At 28.4% G+C, this 17,372-nt stretch carries 23 protein-coding genes and 1 pseudogene; 13 read left to right on the forward strand and 11 right to left on the reverse strand.

Going from position 1 to position 17,372, the window contains the following annotated elements; genetic code table 11:
- Positions 1-119: 119 nt before the first annotated feature.
- The 6 genes and pseudogenes from pheA to H2280_RS00565 form a co-directional block, all read right to left on the reverse strand.
- Positions 120-371: pseudogene (gene pheA, locus H2280_RS00540) on the reverse strand (chorismate mutase); the annotation flags it as partial.
- Positions 359-1,126 carry an HAD-IIA family hydrolase gene (locus tag H2280_RS00545; protein WP_337215359.1) on the reverse strand — a complete coding sequence of 256 codons (768 nt, stop codon included), beginning with the start codon at positions 1,124-1,126 and terminating at the stop codon, positions 359-361. The gene H2280_RS00545 and the pseudogene pheA, both read right to left, overlap by 13 nt.
- A gap of 1 nt (position 1,127) precedes the next feature.
- Positions 1,128-2,336, reverse strand: a complete 1,209-nt coding sequence (gene lysA, locus H2280_RS00550) for a diaminopimelate decarboxylase (RefSeq protein ID WP_337215360.1) — start codon at positions 2,334-2,336, stop codon at positions 1,128-1,130.
- A gap of 29 nt (positions 2,337-2,365) precedes the next feature.
- Positions 2,366-3,424: an LptF/LptG family permease gene (locus H2280_RS00555; RefSeq protein ID WP_337215361.1), complete on the reverse strand. Its 1,059-nt coding sequence runs from the start codon at positions 3,422-3,424 to the stop codon at positions 2,366-2,368.
- Between the two features lies 1 nt (position 3,425).
- Positions 3,426-3,968 (reverse strand): aminoacyl-tRNA hydrolase, encoded by a 543-nt coding sequence (pth, locus tag H2280_RS00560; protein ID WP_137623300.1) that lies wholly within the window; start codon positions 3,966-3,968, stop codon positions 3,426-3,428.
- Positions 3,965-4,501, reverse strand: coding sequence for a 50S ribosomal protein L25/general stress protein Ctc (locus H2280_RS00565; protein ID WP_137623301.1), 537 nt, complete (start codon positions 4,499-4,501; stop codon positions 3,965-3,967). The genes pth and H2280_RS00565 overlap by 4 nt, the downstream gene beginning before the upstream one ends.
- Positions 4,502-4,607: 106 nt before the next feature.
- On the opposite strand from H2280_RS00565, the gene H2280_RS00570 reads away from it, so the two are divergent.
- The 4 genes from H2280_RS00570 to H2280_RS00585 are packed head-to-tail and all read left to right on the forward strand — an operon-like array spanning position 4,608 to position 6,550.
- Positions 4,608-4,940, forward strand: a complete 333-nt coding sequence (locus tag H2280_RS00570) for a DMT family transporter (protein ID WP_137621930.1) — start codon at positions 4,608-4,610, stop codon at positions 4,938-4,940.
- On the forward strand, positions 4,940-5,254 hold the full coding sequence (locus tag H2280_RS00575) for a DMT family transporter (protein WP_337215362.1): 315 nt from the start codon (positions 4,940-4,942) through the stop codon (positions 5,252-5,254). Before H2280_RS00570 ends, H2280_RS00575 begins: the two co-directional genes overlap by 1 nt.
- Before the next feature lie 12 nt (positions 5,255-5,266).
- The gene (gene bioD, locus H2280_RS00580; RefSeq protein ID WP_337215363.1) at positions 5,267-5,836 is read left to right on the forward strand and encodes a dethiobiotin synthase; all 570 of its coding nucleotides are present in this window, start codon (positions 5,267-5,269) and stop codon (positions 5,834-5,836) included.
- A gap of 33 nt (positions 5,837-5,869) precedes the next feature.
- A complete protein-coding gene (locus H2280_RS00585; protein WP_337215364.1) occupies positions 5,870-6,550 on the forward strand; it encodes a tetratricopeptide repeat protein in 681 nt (226 codons plus the stop codon).
- 142 nt (positions 6,551-6,692) lie between these two features.
- On the opposite strand, the gene H2280_RS00590 is transcribed toward H2280_RS00585, so the two are convergent.
- Positions 6,693-7,967 (reverse strand): adenosylmethionine--8-amino-7-oxononanoate transaminase, encoded by a 1,275-nt coding sequence (locus H2280_RS00590; RefSeq protein WP_337215365.1) that lies wholly within the window; start codon positions 7,965-7,967, stop codon positions 6,693-6,695.
- A 133-nt stretch (positions 7,968-8,100) separates the two neighbouring features.
- Here H2280_RS00590 and H2280_RS00595 point away from each other — a divergent pair, with 133 nt between their 5' ends.
- From H2280_RS00595 to H2280_RS00635, 9 genes are read left to right on the forward strand one after another with little or no spacing between them, the layout of a single operon-like run.
- The gene (locus H2280_RS00595; RefSeq protein ID WP_337215366.1) at positions 8,101-8,721 is read left to right on the forward strand and encodes a tetratricopeptide repeat protein; all 621 of its coding nucleotides are present in this window, start codon (positions 8,101-8,103) and stop codon (positions 8,719-8,721) included.
- A 9-nt stretch (positions 8,722-8,730) separates the two neighbouring features.
- Positions 8,731-9,873, forward strand: a complete 1,143-nt coding sequence (locus H2280_RS00600) for an aminotransferase class I/II-fold pyridoxal phosphate-dependent enzyme (protein ID WP_337215367.1) — start codon at positions 8,731-8,733, stop codon at positions 9,871-9,873.
- Positions 9,870-10,481 (forward strand): pimeloyl-ACP methyl esterase BioG family protein, encoded by a 612-nt coding sequence (locus H2280_RS00605; protein ID WP_337215368.1) that lies wholly within the window; start codon positions 9,870-9,872, stop codon positions 10,479-10,481. The genes H2280_RS00600 and H2280_RS00605 overlap by 4 nt, the downstream gene beginning before the upstream one ends.
- Entirely contained in the window at positions 10,478-11,155 is a 678-nt protein-coding gene (bioC, locus tag H2280_RS00610; RefSeq protein ID WP_337215369.1) for a malonyl-ACP O-methyltransferase BioC, read from the forward strand. The genes H2280_RS00605 and bioC overlap by 4 nt, the downstream gene beginning before the upstream one ends.
- A gap of 47 nt (positions 11,156-11,202) precedes the next feature.
- A complete protein-coding gene (modA, locus tag H2280_RS00615; RefSeq protein WP_337215370.1) occupies positions 11,203-11,940 on the forward strand; it encodes a molybdate ABC transporter substrate-binding protein in 738 nt (245 codons plus the stop codon).
- Positions 11,937-12,332: a TOBE domain-containing protein gene (locus H2280_RS00620; RefSeq protein ID WP_337195198.1), complete on the forward strand. Its 396-nt coding sequence runs from the start codon at positions 11,937-11,939 to the stop codon at positions 12,330-12,332. The genes modA and H2280_RS00620 overlap by 4 nt, the downstream gene beginning before the upstream one ends.
- On the forward strand, positions 12,325-12,996 hold the full coding sequence (gene modB / locus H2280_RS00625) for a molybdate ABC transporter permease subunit (RefSeq protein WP_137623312.1): 672 nt from the start codon (positions 12,325-12,327) through the stop codon (positions 12,994-12,996). Before H2280_RS00620 ends, modB begins: the two co-directional genes overlap by 8 nt.
- A gap of 8 nt (positions 12,997-13,004) precedes the next feature.
- Entirely contained in the window at positions 13,005-13,883 is an 879-nt protein-coding gene (locus H2280_RS00630; RefSeq protein WP_337215371.1) for a sulfate/molybdate ABC transporter ATP-binding protein, read from the forward strand.
- Between the two features lie 2 nt (positions 13,884-13,885).
- Positions 13,886-14,737, forward strand: coding sequence for a hypothetical protein (locus H2280_RS00635; protein ID WP_337215372.1), 852 nt, complete (start codon positions 13,886-13,888; stop codon positions 14,735-14,737).
- A gap of 40 nt (positions 14,738-14,777) precedes the next feature.
- Here H2280_RS00635 and H2280_RS00640 read toward each other — a convergent pair whose 3' ends face one another.
- The 4 genes from H2280_RS00640 to surE are packed head-to-tail and all read right to left on the reverse strand — an operon-like array spanning position 14,778 to position 17,315.
- Positions 14,778-15,101: a type II toxin-antitoxin system RelE/ParE family toxin gene (locus tag H2280_RS00640; protein WP_137621917.1), complete on the reverse strand. Its 324-nt coding sequence runs from the start codon at positions 15,099-15,101 to the stop codon at positions 14,778-14,780.
- A 35-nt stretch (positions 15,102-15,136) separates the two neighbouring features.
- Positions 15,137-15,895: a class D beta-lactamase gene (blaOXA, locus tag H2280_RS00645; protein ID WP_337215373.1), complete on the reverse strand. Its 759-nt coding sequence runs from the start codon at positions 15,893-15,895 to the stop codon at positions 15,137-15,139.
- Entirely contained in the window at positions 15,892-16,548 is a 657-nt protein-coding gene (locus H2280_RS00650; protein ID WP_137623316.1) for a ThiF family adenylyltransferase, read from the reverse strand. Before H2280_RS00650 ends, blaOXA begins: the two co-directional genes overlap by 4 nt.
- Positions 16,545-17,315, reverse strand: coding sequence for a 5'/3'-nucleotidase SurE (surE, locus tag H2280_RS00655; protein WP_137623317.1), 771 nt, complete (start codon positions 17,313-17,315; stop codon positions 16,545-16,547). The genes H2280_RS00650 and surE overlap by 4 nt, the downstream gene beginning before the upstream one ends.
- Positions 17,316-17,372: the final 57 nt, after the last annotated feature.

Raw genomic sequence — 17,372 nt, forward strand, 5'->3', positions numbered from 1 at the left:
AAACTCATAAATTATTTTTATATTATCAAACATTTTAGCAAAAAGCACTTTATAATTTTTAAAAATTTACATTAATTTTATATTTTGTTATAAAAAATATAAAGTTTATTTCAAAATCTTTCCAAAGTTCTTGCAACGGCAAAAATTTTGTCATAAATCAATTCTATGGCATCATGATCTAAATTTTTTAAATTTTTATTTTTTAAACGATCAAGAATCTCTTTTTCTCTTTTGGGATAATAAATTTCTTTATTATGTTTTTTTTTAATTTCTCCTATAATTTTAACATAAGTCATTCTTTCATTTAAAAGCTCTAAAATTTTATCGTCCACTATATCAATTTTATCTCTTAGTTCTTTTAAATCAAGCATTGCTCTTCCTTTAAAATTTCAAAAACACTCGGATAAACTCCATCAAGAACGCTTGTATCAATGCCTTTAGTATTATTTAGTTTTCCACTTAAAACTAAATAAGTTTTCATATTTAATTCTTTTGCTTTAAACAAATCCCCTTTAAAATCGTCACTGATTATTTTTATATCTTCAAATCGAGCATTTTGATTTTGCGTTTTTAACAATTTCAAAGCCTCATTATAAAAAATCACACTTGGCTTACCCACAACATCATATTCAAAATGAATTGCGTTTTTAAGCATAGCCATTATACTTCCTACCCCTGGGTAAGATTTATTGTCTTTTTTATAAATGCTACTTTCATGCATAGCCACAACTTTAACTCCATTTTTAATCATTTCTATAATACTAGCAAAATCATTAAATTTAAAATCATCAAAACTAGCAATAAGAACTAATTCTGGATTTTTAAAATCCAACTTAAAGCCAAGCATTTCAAGACTTTGCAAAAACTCATTAGCACCAAAAGCAGCAACTTTACAAGGCTTAAAAAGAGTTTTTAAAATACAAAAAGGATCTAAATAAGCATTATCTTTTATATTTAAGCCCTTTTGTCTTAAAATTTCTAAAAAATCAAGTTTTTTGGTATTGTTTGTGATAATCACATAAGCAAGATTATTTGTATTTAAAAAATCGATTAATTCTTTGGCTCCAAAAATTAAAGATTTATCAGCATCTGAAATAAGCGTTCCTTGAACATCTAAAAAAAACATTTTAAACCTTTATAAACTTCTCCTCTAAAGCAATTTGATCTTCAAAGCTTTCTCTTTGGCGAATCAGTCTTATCATCCCATTTTCTAAAGCTAATTCGCAAACTTTATTTCTAGTGTTGTAATTACTACTCATACTAAAGCCGTATGCTCCAGCATTTTTAATCACCATTATATCACCATTTTGCGTATGAGGTAATAATCTTTCCTTAGCAAAAAAATCACCGCTTTCACAAACCCCACCTACAACGTCACATAGGCTTTCTTCTCCTTGATTATAAGGCATATCAATTTCATGATAAGCTTCATATAAACTTGGGCGTATCAAATCATTCATAGCGCCATCAACGATAATAAAACGCTTTGTTTTATTGTGTTTTTCATAAAGAACTGAACAAACAAATTCCCCATTTGAGGCTACCAAAAATCGCCCTGGTTCCATTCCTATAGTTACATCAAGTCCATTAAGACTAGCTAAAATTGCTTGTGCGTACTCATAAAGATTAGGCTCTAGATCTGTTTTTTCATAAGCTACGCCAAGCCCTCCACCAATATCAAAAAATTTAAGATCAATCTTTAAAGCTTTTAATTCTTTAACGAGTTTTGCAACAATACTAGCTGCTTCATATATAGGGCTTAAATCTAAAAGTTGTGATCCAATATGAAAATGTATCCCAACAGGTTCCAAAAAAGAAGAATTCTTTGCATAAATATACATTTTCTTAGCACTCTCAATTTCAACCCCAAATTTATTTTCATTTAATCCTGTAGAAATATAAGGATGAGTTTTTGCATCTACATTAGGATTAACCCTTATGCTAATTCTTGCCTTAGTGTTTAATTCTTTAGCCACTTGCTCCAAAAGTATCATTTCAGCTTCACTTTCAAGATTGATATATAAAATGTTATATTTTAAAGCAAGTTTGAGTTCTTCTTTGGTTTTACCTACTCCACTAAAAATAATTTTATAAGGTTGTGCGCCCACTTTTAAAGCACGTTTAACCTCACCTATACTCACACAATCAAATCCGCTATCTAATTTAACAAGCATTTGCAAAAGGCTTAAATTTGAATTGGCTTTTACGGCATAAAAAATTTGTGATTTTCTAGCTTTAAAGGTATTTTTTAATTCTAAAAATTTTTCTTTAATCGCATCAAAATTATAGATATAAAAAGGGGTTTGAAATTCATCTTTAAGTTTTTTATAATCCATACTTTCCTTCTTTAAATTTTAATATCAAATCAACGATTTTTATAAAACTTCATTAGGCCAAAAAAGCCTAGCAATACAATAGGCAAAACGATACCAATTTCACTGATTATAACGCCATTTTCACTTAATCTTGAAAACAAATATAAAAATCCCCAAGATAGTAATGTCACCACAAAAGCCACAAAAGCCACAAAAGCAAGATTAAAAAATCTAGAAATAACAGGAAAATAATAATACATAATAAGCATTAAAAAAGGAGCAAAAAATGGCATAAATATAAGTTTATAAAGATTAATCTTTAGCGTTTCTATGCTAATATTTTGATCCTTGAAAAGCCTTAGACTCTCCCAAGCATCTAAAATAGAATAATTACTATTGCTCGCAACACTTTCAATGATTTTCGGTTTAAAGCCCTCTAAAGCACTTAATTCTTTAAAATCTTGCACATCAATGCCTTTAGCACCCAGTATATATTCTTTAGGAAGAGTGGTTAAATTTCCATCTTTTAAGATCCAATTTCCCTCTTTAAAGGATGCTTTTTTAGCTTCAACAAAAGAATTTAAGGTAGAGTTATTAAGATCAAAAATTTTGATATTTTGGACGCTGTTTTGTCCATTGTTTATTTTAGAAATATAAACAAAATCATTATTGAATTTTAAAAAAACTTCTCCACCTTGTTTATTTAAAACTCCATTTTTTAAAATATTTTTTTTATAATCATTTGCATAGGCAAAAGAAGTAAAATTTAAACCAATATAAACACAGCAAAAAAACAAAGCCCATAAAAAAGGGAAGATAACGACTAAATTTTTACTGATTCCTAAAGCGTAAAAGCTTACAAATTCATTAGTTCTAATCATTGAAATGAGTGACAATATAAATGCAAAAACTATAGAAAGTGGCAAAATATAAGGCACAGCAGAACAAGCTAAAAAAACCACATAAAGTAGCTGAAGATTGACACTTTGTGGCAAATCTTTAAAATTTAAAAGCAAATCAATACCACAATAAAAACCAATTAAAGATAAAAATATTATGAAAAAATTCTTAAGATAAATTTCTGAAATGAAACGAAAAAAAATCCACATTTTAAGCTCTTAAACTATACAAAGATGAAACACTTGATAAATCTTTTTCAATCAGTTCAAATAATGCTTTTTTAGAGTGTTCTAAGATTTTATCTAAAATTATTTTTTCCTCGTCTTTAAATTGTCCTAAAACATGAGAGATGACGTTTTCTCCCTTGCCTACGCCTATACGCACTCTTTCATAATCATTGCCACATAAAGAATCGATACTTTTTAGCCCATTGTGTCCGCCGCTTGAACCGCCTTTTTTAAAACGCAAAGCCCCTAAATTTATATCGATATCATCATGTATAACTATAAGTCTTTCACATTTATAAAAATCCTTAACCGCTTTAACGCTAGTGCCTGAATTATTCATATAAGTGCTAGGTTTAAGAAGAAGTAAGGAGGAGCCAATCTTAAATAGCTCTCCTTTAAATTTTGAATTGTTAAGATTTGTAAAATTTTGATCTTTTAAAATCAAATCAATGAGCATAAAGCCTACATTATGGCGAGTATTTTTGTATTCCTCACCTATATTGCCAAGCCCTACGACTAAGATCATCTAGCTTTTTCTACGCCAACAACCGCTATCCTATCAGCGTCTAAAATAGTAACACCCTCAGGAACTACTACATCACGAACAAGTAAAGCATCACCTACATCAAGTTTGCTAACATCAAGTTCAAAGAAATTTGGTAAATTTTCAGCTTTACATTTAACTTTTAATCTTCTCTTAGATTGGATTAAAACACCTTTATTTTTAAGACCGATAGCTGTTCCTGTGATTTTAACTGGAACCATATATTTAGAAATCACACCTTTTTGTGCTACTTTTAAATCTACGTGTTTTAAATCACTTGTAACTGGATCTTTTTGATAATCCACAACCACAACATTTAAAGTTTGAGAACCCACTTTAACATCAAAAGCTAAAGTTGTTTTTTTACGAACTTCTTTAATGAATTCATTGACCTTAAAAGCAGCGTGGATATTTTCCAATCCTTTACCATAGATGTTTGCTATTAGATAACCATCTCTTTTTAAAGCTTTAGCTGCTTTTCTACCGATACTCTCTCTAACGATACCTTCTAACATCTTTTTATCCTTTCAAAAAAATAAGCTTTAATTTTAGCAAATATTGGCTTAGTTAAAAGTAAAAAAGTATATAATTACGATTTAAAACTGTATTTGGGATATTTTTTTGAAAAAAGAATTAAATACTGCTTGGCTATGGGTTATTTTTGGAGCCTTGATAGAGTGCTTTTGGGTGAGTGGTTTAAAATACTCCTATGAAATTTGGCATTATTGCTTAACCGCTATAGGCATTTTTATCTCTTTTAATTGTTTTTTAAAAGCATGTAAAAAAATAGAAATCAGCGTAGCTTATAGTGTTTTTGTAGGCATTGGAACCGCTGGCATTGTGATAGCTGAAATTGCCATTTTTCATGAAAAATTTTCTATTTTAAAAATCTTTTTCATACTGCTTTTATTACTCGGTGTGATAGGTTTAAAATTCAGTTCTAAAGAGAATTAATGGCTTGGATATTTTTAATCATTGCTGGAATTTGTGAAATTATAGGTGTTATCATCATGAAAAAATATGTCGATACACACGCAAAAAAATATCTTTTATCTCTCATATTGTGCTTTATGTGTTCTTTTATGAGTTTGAGTTTGAGTATGCAAAGCATTGCTATGAGTATTGCTTATGCTATTTGGACGGGTATTGGTGCTGTGGGCAGCGTTGTAGTGGGCGTGGTTTTATTTAAAGAGAGTAAAAATTTCTTAAAACTCTTTTTCATTTTAGTGATTTTAATTTCTACTATAGCTTTAAAATTACTTTCTTAAATAAGGATTAAAATGCAAATTTATATTAGCGGAATTCATACTGATACTGGAAAAACGTATTTAAGTGCTAGAATTTGTAAAGAATTGGGTTTTGATTACTTTAAACTCATTCAAGCAGGCACTCCAAAAGATAGCGATATCATAGCTCAATTTAGCCCAAAAACCAAAATTTTTAAAGAGGGTATATTTTTACAAACTCCCGTATCACCTCACAAGGCAAGAACTTTAGAAGGATTAAATTATAAAGCTTTTGATATTGCTTTGCCTCAAAGTGATAAACTCATTATAGAGCTTGCAGGCGGCCTTTTTTCGCCTATTGATGATGAAAAAACCATGATTGATTTTATGCAAAAATTTAAACGCCCTACCATTTTAGTCGCAAAAGATTATTTAGGAAGTATCAATCATACGCTTTTAAGCATAGAAGCCTTAAAACAAAAAAATATACCCATCCTAGCCTTAGTTTTAAAAAGTGAAGATCCTTTTAGTAAAGATTTTATACAAAAATATACACAAATTCCCATCATAGATTTTGATGATAAGGTTTGCGAGAAACTTTTAAAAATCATTAATAAATTTTAATGTATTATTTGTTTATCAATAAAGGAGTGAAAAATGAAACAAATATTATTTAAATTTTTGATTTTGAATTTTTTATTTGTAGTTTGTGCATGTTCACAGGATGGTTCATCCGTAGATGACTTGTTTAAAAAAGGTCAAGAGGCGTTAAAAAGTGGTGATCGAGATAAGGCTATAGAGTATTTAAAACAAGCTTGTAATTTAAATTCGGGATTAAGATCAGGATTTTCTTGTTATCAAGTTGGAAATTTTTATCGCAATATTGTGGGTGATACACGTAAATCTTCGGAATATTATGAAAAAGCTTGTGATTTAAATTTAGGACTTGCTTGTTTTGCAAGTGCAGATACATACCGTATTATAAATCCTGATAAAGCTTTAAACTATTATAAAAAAGCTTGTGATTTAGAAATATCACAAAGCTGTGTTGAACTTGCAAATTTATACATAGAAGAAAATAATGCTTCTAAATTTTTAGAATATCTTAACAAAGCTTGTGATTCAAAAGATGCAAAAACTTGCAATGATCTTGCAAAAATATATGAACAAGGGGTAATAAAATATAAACTAGGAATAGAAGATAAAGAAATATTGATCAAAAAAGATAGCTCTAAGGCCTTACAATACTATAAAAAAGCTTGTGATGAAGCTGAAAGTAATGATAGCGCTAAACAAGATTATTGCGAAAAATATCATCAATTAAAAAGCAATTTTTAAAAATTATTTTAATCCTGACTTTTGCATTACAAAGTTAGGATTTTGCATTTTAACTTCACGTAAAATCTAATTTTAAAAAATCTTTAAAATTTTTATCATGTAAGCAATTTTCTAAGCTTCTTTTTATTGTATATCACTAATTTCAAAAATCATTGAAAATTTGCTCTAAACTATCCACTACATAATAAATTTGCTCCTTTGTAATCACATAAGGGGGCATAAAATAAATTGTATTTGCAAGCGGCCTCAAAAGCAAATCTTTTTTTAAAGCTCTTTTAAAAACCTCAAGTCCAGCTCTTTCGTATTTTGCATTTAAAATATCAAAAGCACTGATCATCCCGCAAGTTCTAAAATTACCAAGAAAATCAAATTTTTTAAGTCTTGAAAACTCTTGCTGTATAAAGGTGCTTAAAATTTTATTTTTTTCTAAAATATTTTCATTTTCAAATATATCTAAAACTGCATTTGCCGCAGCACACGCTAAAGTATTTCCCGTATAACTATGAGAATGCAAAAAAGCTTTATACTCTTTGTAAGGTGCGTAAAAAGCTTGATAAATTTTATCCTTAGTAAGCACCACAGAAAGAGGCATAAACCCGCCCGTAATCCCTTTTGAAAGGCAGATAAAATCAGGGCTTTGTTTGCATTGATGTAAAGCAAAAAGCGTCCCTGTGCGTCCAAATCCCACGGCAATTTCATCAAAAATAACTTGCACATTAAATTCATGACAAAGCTTTATGGCTTCATCAATAAATCCTGCCTCATACATATGCATATTTCCAGCACACTGCACTAAAGGTTCTAAGATAAAAGCACAAATTTCACTAGAATGCTTTTCTAAAATCCCTTTTAAAACAAAAAGTTCTTCTTGATAGTCTTTATTTTTTGGGACAGGGGTATTAAGACATTCTAAAAGCAAAGGATTGTAAGTATCTTTATAAAGTGCAACATCTCCCACGCTTAAAGCCCCTAAAGTCTCGCCATGATAAGAATTGCTTAGAGATAAAAATTTATTTTTTTTCAAACCCTGATTTAAATGATAATGAAAACTCATTTTAAGTGCTATTTCTACCGCACTTGATCCATTATCTGCGTAAAAACATTTATTAAAATCTCTCCCAACTTTTTCACAAAGTCTAGCTGAAAGTTTGATAATAGGCTCATGCGTAAAACCAGCCAAAATCACATGTTCAAGCTCATCAACTTGCTTTTTAATGGCATTTGCGATTTTTTCATTACAATGCCCAAAAAGATTCACCCACCAAGAACTGATACAATCTAAATATCTTTTATCGTCAAAATCATAAAGCCAAACCCCCTTAGCTTTTTTTATAGGGATTAAAGGCACATTCTCATGATCTTTCATTTGAGTACAAGGATGCCAAATGTGTTCTAAGTCCAGTTCTTTTAAATTCATTTTTACTTCTTTGATTTTTAGTGCAATAATACTACATTTTTATACAAAAGCACTTTAAAATCAACATAGATATTTAGAAAATATTTATATAATTAAGATTTATAATTATCATTTTTATTTTGAAAGGAAAACGATGAAAAAAATATTAATTATTTTGGGATTTTTATTTAGTTTTGTATATGCTCAAGAAGATTTAGTCAAAAAAGGAGTTGAAGCTTATAGCAAGGGTGATTATCTGACAGCTTTAAAATATTTTCAAAAAACTTGTGATTTAAAAGATGGTGAGGGTTGCAGTAATCTTGGATTTATGTATGCATTTGGATTAAAAGTTAATAAAAATTATTTTAAAGCTATGGAATTATTTAAAAAAGCTTGTGATTTAAAAAATGGTGACGGGTGCAGTAGACTTGGGGTTATGTATCAAGAGGGAATAGGTATTAAAAAAGATCTTTCTAAAGCTTTAGAGTTTTATAAGAAAGCTTGTGATTTAAATCATGGTTTTGGATGTTGCAATCTTGGGATTATGTATGCAGATGGAACAGGTGTTAAAAAAGATATTTCTAAAGCTTTAGAGTTTTTTGAAAAATCTTGTGATTTAAATGACGATCTTGGGTGTTATTATCTTGGTGCTATGTATGAAGATGGAATAGATGTTAAAAAAGATCTTTCTAAAGCTTTAGAGTTTTATAAGAAATCTTGTGATTTATCAGGGGAAGATGAAGCTTGTCAAAGTTATATAAGGCTCAAAAAATAAAGCTTAAATATGCAAATTGTACAAATTTTAGATGAATTAAAAAAACAAGATAATTTTAGAATTTTACGCCCACTAAGGCATGAAGGAAAATATGTCTATAAAGAAGGCAAAAAGCTTTTAAATTTAGCCTCAAATGATTATCTAGCGCTCTCTTATGATAAAGAATTAAAAGAAGAATTTCTAAGCACTTTAAAAGATGAAAATCTATTTTTTTCAAGCTCAAGTTCAAGAAGCTTGAGTGGGAATTTTGAAATTTATGAAGAATTAGAAGATTATTTAAAAGCTGATTTTAAAAATAAAGAAATACTTCATTTTAACAGCGGATATCATTTGAATTTATCCTGTATAGCCGCACTTTCAAGCTTAAATAAAACTCTTTTTTTGGCTGATAAATTTATCCATGCGAGTATGATTGATGGATTAAGACTCAATGGAGCTAATTTTTTTCGCTATAAACACAATGATTTAGATCATTTAGTATCTTTGATCCAAAAACACTATGAAAAATATGAAAATATCATCATACTTAGCGAAGCCTTATTTAGCATGGATGGAGATTTTAGTGATCTAAAAGCCCTTGTCGAACTTAAAAAAACTTATCCAAAAATAAAACTCTATATTGATGAAGCCCATAGTGTTGGATGTTTTGATAAAAAGGGCTTAGGATTTGCAAAATCCCTTGGCTTAGAAAATGAAATTGATTTTTTGGTTTTTACCTTTGGAAAAGCTATTGCTTCAATGGGTGCTTGTATGATTTGTGCTAAAAAATATAAAGATTTTTTCATCAATAAAGCACGTGCTTTTATCTATTCTACGGCTTTACCTCCTATCAACGTTGCCTTCACGCTTTTTATTTTTAAAAATATGACAAAATTTCAAAATAAAAGAGAAAATTTATATCATCTAAGCCAAAATTTTAAAAACAAACTCAAAGAAAAAAAATATCAAATTTTAGGGGATTGTTATATCATTTCTTTGATCTTAGGGGATAATAAAAAAGCCTTAGAAATATCTAAAATACTTGAAAAAGGTGGCTTATTTGCTCCGGCAATTAAAGAACCTACCGTGCCTAAAAATACAGCTAGAATTCGCTTTTCTATGCACGCAGGACTTAATCAAAACGATCTTGATCCGATTTTGGAGTTATTATGAAAAATACTTTTTTATGCAAAAATCCTAATTGTGATGAATTGATTGTTGTTTTTGGAGGATTTACAAGCCATCCAAGTCATTTTTTGCATTTAAAAAGTGAGAAAAATGTTGTATTGTTTTATGATTTTGAAAATTTAGATTTTGAATTTGATTTTAAAGCTTTTTCAAAAATCAAATTAATAGCCTTTTCCATGGGAGTTTGCCTTGCTAATTATCTTTTAAAAGAATACAACTTTAATCAAAAAATTGCCCTCAATGGCACAAATTTAGGTATAGATAAAGAAAAAGGTATCCATCCTACGCTTTTTAGTAAAACTATAAAAAAATTTAATTTAGAAAATTTTAAAAATTCTTTATTTAAAAATCATAAAGATAAAACTAAAAATTTTATTTTTAAAGATGAAAATGCCTTAAAAAATGAACTTAATGTGCTTTTTGAATTTGCTTTAAAAGAGCAAAAAGAAAATTTAATTTGGGATAAAATTTACTCAAGCAATCAAGATGAGATCTTTCCACAAAATGCTTTAAAAAAAAGCTTTGAAAATTTAATTTTTCTAAATGAGCCTCATTTTGCTTTTTTTCATTTTCATTCTTGGGATGAACTTTGAATTTTTTAAAAGCCAAATCAAGCTATCAAAAAGCTGCAAAAGTACAAGATTGGATGGGAGATAAGCTTTGTGAAAAAATCCCTACAAATGAAATTTTTGATCAAATCTTTGAATTTGGTTGCGCACAAGGTGAATTCACACAAAAATTAAAAAAGAAAATCATCTTTGAAAAATACATTTTAAACGACATTTTAGATTACAAAATTCAAGATAAAGTTGAAATTTTTGATATGAATGATATTGCTCATCACCCTTTAAGCACTCAAAAATTCGATCTTATTGCTTCTAATGCAACCTTACAATGGCTTGATCTAAAAAAAATACTGCCAACCCTTAAAAACATGCTTAACAAAAAAGGTATTTTACTTTTATCTACTTTTGGTGAAAAAAATTTAGAACAAATCGCACAAAGCACAGGATTTTCTTTAAACTATCTTTCTCTTTTTGAAATAAAAAAAATCCTACAAGAGTATTTTTTTGAAATTTTTATAGAAGAAGATTTTATCACTTTAGAATTTGAAAACCCTTTGGAGGTTTTTAGACACTTAAAATTAAGCGGGGTAAATTCTTTAGGTTATCACGCTTTATCAAAAACTTTTTTAAAAGACTATGAAAAAAGATTTCAAAACAAACTCACCTATCATCCTATTTTTATTTATGTAAAAAAAATATAAAATTATTTTGTTATAATCTGGGCAAATTTCCTTAGGAACTATCACAAATGAAAAAAATATTATTTTTTTGTATGTTTTTATTTTTATGTCTTAAAGCAGAAAATCTTAGCATTTTTGTCGCTTCTTCAGCTTCAAAAGCTATGAGTGCGATTAAAGATGAATTTTTAAAAACCCATCCAAATGATAATATAGAAATGATTTTTGGCGCCTCTGGAAAATATTACCAACTTTTAAAGCAAGGGCGAAAATTTGATTTATTTTTTTCAGCCGATGAAAAATACGCTGAGGCAATTTTTAAAGATCAAAACGCCTTAGAAAAACCAAAAATTTATGCTTTGGGTGTTTTAGCCTTATATAGCTTAGACCCAAATTTAATCCATTTTGAAAATCTCAAAGAAAATTTAACAAAAATCAATCATCTAAGCATAGCAAATCCAAAAATCGCTCCTTATGGAGTTGCCGCTAAAGAAATTTTAGAAAAACTTAATCTAGGTGAAAGTTTAAAAAATAAAATTATCCTAGGTGACAATATCGCACAACCGGTTTTATATGTTGATTCTAAAGCATCCAAACTTAGCATAGTGGCTTATTCTTTAGTTTCTCCTATTAACCACCCCAAAGGATACGCAAGTATTATCAATCCAAAATATTTTACCCCTTTAAAGCAAAGCTTTGTGATCACAAAATACGCCAAAAATAAAAAATTAGCCTTTGATTTTAGCGATTTTATAAGCTCAACCAAAGCAAAAGAGATTTTTAAAAAATATGGATTTAATACCCCATGAATATTTTAAAAGGCAAAGTTTGCGAAGTTAATTATCAAGATGATTTGATACTCGTAAAAATAAATTGCGAAAATGAAATTTTTAAGGTTTTAATGCTTGCTCCATTTAAAGAACTTAAATTAGATCAAGAACTTCAAATGCTTTTTAAAGAACATGAACTTTGTTTTGCCTCGCTAAATTCTAATTTAAGCGTAGAAAATTCCTTTAAGGCAAAAATTTCAAAAATCAAAGAAGGAAAACTCTTATATCATGTATTTTTCAAATTCCACGATCAAGAACTTTCTAGCTTGATCACCAAGGAAAAAGCTTTGGAATTGAAACTTTGTCAAAATCAAGAATGGCTTTGCTTTATCAAAGCAAATGATATTATTTTAAGGACAAACAATGCTTGATCCTGTCTTTTTGCAAACTCTCTTTCTAACTCTTAAACTAGCTTTTATCACCACTTTTATACTTTTTTTTATAGGTGTTTTTTTAGCCTATATTTTAAGTTTTACTCATTTTCCTTTTAAAGCTTTATTACAAACTTGTATCAATTTACCTTTGGTTTTGCCTCCTAGTGTTTTAGGTTTTTATCTTTTGATCAGTTTTTCAGCCAATACTTTTTTAGGGAATTTTTTGCAAAAATATTTTCACCTTTCTTTGGTTTTTACCTTTGAAGGACTCGTTTTTGCTTCTATTATTTTTTCTCTACCCTTTATGATTAATCCTTTGCAAAGTGCTTTTTCATCGATCAATCAAAATCTCTTAGATGCTTCTTATACTTTAGGCAAAAGCAAAATAACCACGCTTTTTAAAGTCATCTTGCCTAATTGCAAAGCGGGTATTTTTTCAGCTTGTGCGATGAGTTTTGCCCATACTATGGGTGAATTTGGAGTTGTTATGATGATAGGCGGACACAAACAAGGCGAAACTTTAGTCGCTAGTATCGCAATTTATGACGAACTTGAAACCTTAAATTACACCCTAGCGCACCAATACGCTTTTACGCTTTTTATCCTTTCTTTTGCCATACTTTTAAGCCTATATTTTGTCAATAAAAAGTTAAATTTTTAGGAAATTAAATGCTAAAACTAGACCTAAAATATCAAGTCAATGCTAAAAATTTTGAATTTAAAACTCACATTGATCAAGGTGAAATCACAGCTATTTTTGGAGAAAGCGGAGCTGGAAAGACAACCTTGCTTAAAATCATAGCGGGGTTAATCAAACCAAATTGCGGTTACTTAGAAGTAGATAATGAAATTTGGTTTGATCATAAAAAAAATATCAATCTAAATATACAAAAAAGAAAAATAGGTTTTATGTTTCAAGATTATGCTTTATTTCCTAATATGAATGTCAAAGAAAATTTAAGCTACGCAAATAAAAATGAAAAAAAAATCAATGAATTTTTAGAGCTTATGAATTTAAAAGAATTAGCCAAAGCATATCCTAAAGAACTTTCAGGCGGACAAGCTCAAAGAGTTGCTCTAGCAAGAGCCTTAATAACAGAGCCTAAAATTTTGCTTTTAGATGAACCTTTAAGCGCTTTAGATTTTAAAATGCGTATGAATTTACAAGATGAACTTGCAAAAATTTTACATCATTTTAAAATCACAACTTTATTTGTAAGCCACGATATAGCTGAAATTTACAAACTAAGCCATAAAATTATAGAAATTCAAAATGGCAAGATCATTAAAAATTTACCCAAAAATGAATTTTTTACACAAGCAAATTTAAGCGCAAAATTACGCTTTAGCGCGACTTTACTTGAGATTAAAAAAAGCGATATTTTGATCATTTTTACCCTACTTTTAAATCAAAACATCGTTAAAATCACACTCAGCGAGGAAGAATTTTTAAAAGATTATCAAGATGTAAAAATCGGCGATACGCTTTTACTTTCTATAAAAGCTTTTAATCCTATCATCGTAGGGAAAATAAACAAGAAGGAATAAAAATGAAAAAAATCATCATAAATTTAATTTGCATTTTATTTATCAGTGGATGCAGTCAAAAAACAACTGAAATAGTAGGCTACAGCATAGCATTTGCACCCTCAATAGCAGTTTCTGCTGTAGGACTTACTGCTCTTGGAGTGCTTTATCCTCCAATGTGGCTTTTAAGTAAAATTGATAAGAAAACAAGTAAAAATTCAAAGCATTCTTTTTGTAAACTTGTAGATTTATGTCAATCTCAATTGAATCTAGATTCAAAAACTACTAATGAAATTTTAAACGAGATTAAACATGAAATTTCTTATTTTAAAAAACGTGAAAAGTATTTTTCTCAAGTATATAATAAATTATTTGACAGCAAAAATGAAGAATATAAAAAATTCACTCAAGAATATGAAAAAAATACCCAAAAATATATCGATGCTTATAAAAAAGTTCTTGCAAGTGAAGATGATACTTGGTTAGCATATTCCAATGAAACAAATAAAAAAATATTGCATGCTTTTTATAAGGCTTATGAACGTTATCCTTTTATTAACAATGCTAAAACATTAACTGATAATAAAATTTTTGCCGTGAGTGATATAGATTTTGATTATTTTTATTTTGATAATGAGTTTTTAGTAAAAAAAGAAGATGAAGTTCTAGAAAAACTCAGCAAAAAACATATTAAAGAATATAAGAAATTTAAAGAAAAAACTTTAGAAAAATCCAAAAAAATCAATCAAAAAGAAATCGCTTACAATGGTTTTGTTATATTTTTTCAAATACAAGATGAAAAATTTAAACCTATTTTAGGCTATGTTTCTTACAAGCTTGTAAATGAACCTGATGTGCATTGTACTTTATATTGATGGAAAAATGTAATTTATAAAAAAAGATTTAAAAGAATAGCTAAGCAAGCATTCTTTTAATATCTTTTAATCTCTTAACGCAAATTTCAAGATCTTTATTTTTAGTCGCATTGTCTTTTTTAGCATAGGCGTGCAAAATAAATAATTTCGTTTCAAAAGCATAAAAAATTCTGATCGAATGTCTTGGAGTTTTCAATCTTATCTTAAAAATATCATCACATCTTGTTTTGCTGTGTTGCTCATCAAGCTTGTTGCCATTTATAGCTAATTCTTGTATCATTTTATAAGCTTTTTCTTTATAACTAGACTCAAGGTTATTTATAAATTTCGTGATTTTATTATTATAATAAACGATTTCATACATAAAAAAACCTTTAATTTATCGATATTTACTTTATCTTATTTTTTAAAATCCTTAAATAAATAATTTAAATATTGATTTAAAATTTCTTCTCTTTTATATAAATCTTTAAAATTTGAAATTTTAACATTGAGTGCAAAAGATTGATAAGAATGAAATTTTTTCAAATAAACAAATCCTACAATCCAAGCAATACTATCATTAAAGCCCGTTTTACCATAAAGAATAAAATCATCATTTTGTCTTAACTCGATCGTTTTAATGACTTCTTCTTGAATTTTTTTAGAATAAGGAAGTTTTAAATTGGCAAGTTTAAAAAGTAAAGCGGCTTGTTCTTTGGCTGAAATTTGTAAAGTATTATCAAGCCAAAAAGCATCAATTTTAGAAATTTTTTTATTGCCATAATCAAGCTTGTTTAAATTTTCTTGCATTCTTACTTTGCCTATTTTTCTAGCAAGTTCTTTAAAAGCAGGTACTTGAGATCTTTTTATAGCTGAAGTTAAATTCGCATCCTGTGCCCAAGAAGGTAAAAAGACTTTTTCGCCTTTATAATGATAAAAAACTTCACTTGTATCTTTGAATACATGAGAATTTAAAGCGATTAAAGCATTAAAAATTTTAAAAGTAGAAGCTGGAGAAAAACGCTCTTTAGCTTTTAAAAAATCATTACTCAAAAACTCTTTACCATCATAAACAATCATTACTCCGCTAAGATTTTGCTCTTTAAAAAAATCTGGCAAATTTTTAGCAAAAATAAAATTTTGAAAAAGTAAAAATAAAATAAATATTCTTATCATTTTTTATCCATAACCTTTTTAAAAGCCAAAGAAGCTAAAGCCAAACCAAAAGAAGCCGTAACCCCCATAAAAGAACCAAGATCCTTACAGCAAGGCACTTCATCTGAAAAAACCACGTCAAAATCTTGATTAAAACCCGATTTTCTAAGTTCATAACGAAATTTTTTTGCCAAAGCATCACCGTAAGTTTTAAAAATACTTGTCGTTTTAATACGCGTAGGATCAAGTTTTCTTGCTCCACCTGTAGAAGAAATAAAAATTTGCTTTTTAAAATCAATCCTATTAGCCAAAGCTACTTTAGCAGGAATATCATCAATCGCGTCGATAATAAGATCAAAAGAACTCAAATCAAATTGATTAAGAAAATCTTGATCAATTCTAGCTACAATACCTCGAGCTTGATAAATTCTTTCAAAAACTTTCGCTTTTTCTTCACCTATGTGCTCACTATGAATTTGGCGATTTTGATTTGTGCTTTCAAAGCAATCCCCATCGATTAAAGTAAGATTTGTAAAACCACTTCTAAAAAGCGCATCAACACAAATTCCACCAACTCCACCAAGCCCACAAACTAAAACTTTAGTTTGAGAAATTTTCTCTAAATTTTCTTCTCCAATCAACCATTTTATACGCGTAAATCTATCATTCATTATTTTTCCTTAATCCATTTTTTTGTTTGTTTTAATTTTTTATAAGCCGTTAAATCAAGCATTATAGGCGTAATAGTCGCATAACCTTTCTTTAAAAGAGCGATATCGGATTTTTTTTCTTCTTCAAAATCCAAATTAGCACTTGCAAGCCAAAAATACTTCTTTCCTCTTGGATTGACATTACAATGGGCTTTATAATTGTAAATTCTTTTTCCAACTTTAGCGATTTTAATCCCTTTAAATTTAGTTTTTGAAGATGGAAAATTCACATTTAAAAATTCTTTTTTATCTAAAGGAAATCCTTGATTAAAAATTTTTTTCACAAGTTTTTTTATAATTTTTAAAGCGATTTTATAATCTATTTTTTCATTATTTTTATAAAATTGTGAAAAAGCAATAGCCGGAACTCCTTGTAAAACAGCCTCCATAGCTCCCGCACAAGTACCAGAATATGTAATATCCTCACCTACATTTGCGCCTTTATTGATCCCACTTATAACAAGATCAGGTAATTTTTTCTTATAAAAAGCATGTAAAGCCAGATAAATACAATCCGCAGGAGTTCCATCATCTAGCTTATAAAATCTTTTTTTAACTTTAACAAACTGAAGAGGTCTTACTAAAGTAATAGAATGAGAACAAGCTGATTTTTCATTTGAAGGTGCAACTACTGTTATTTTTGCTTTAAATTCTTTTTTCAGCATCTCAACAAGTTTTTTCAAGCCTTTGCTTTCATAGCCATCATCATTAGTAATAAGAATTTCTTTCATTTTCAGCCTTGTTATAATTTAAATAAAGAAATTATTTTCAAAAAAAGTAAATTAAAA

It is taken from the genome of Campylobacter sp. 2457A, from assembly GCF_020135895.1.
GTDB lineage: Bacteria > Campylobacterota > Campylobacteria > Campylobacterales > Campylobacteraceae > Campylobacter_D > Campylobacter_D taeniopygiae.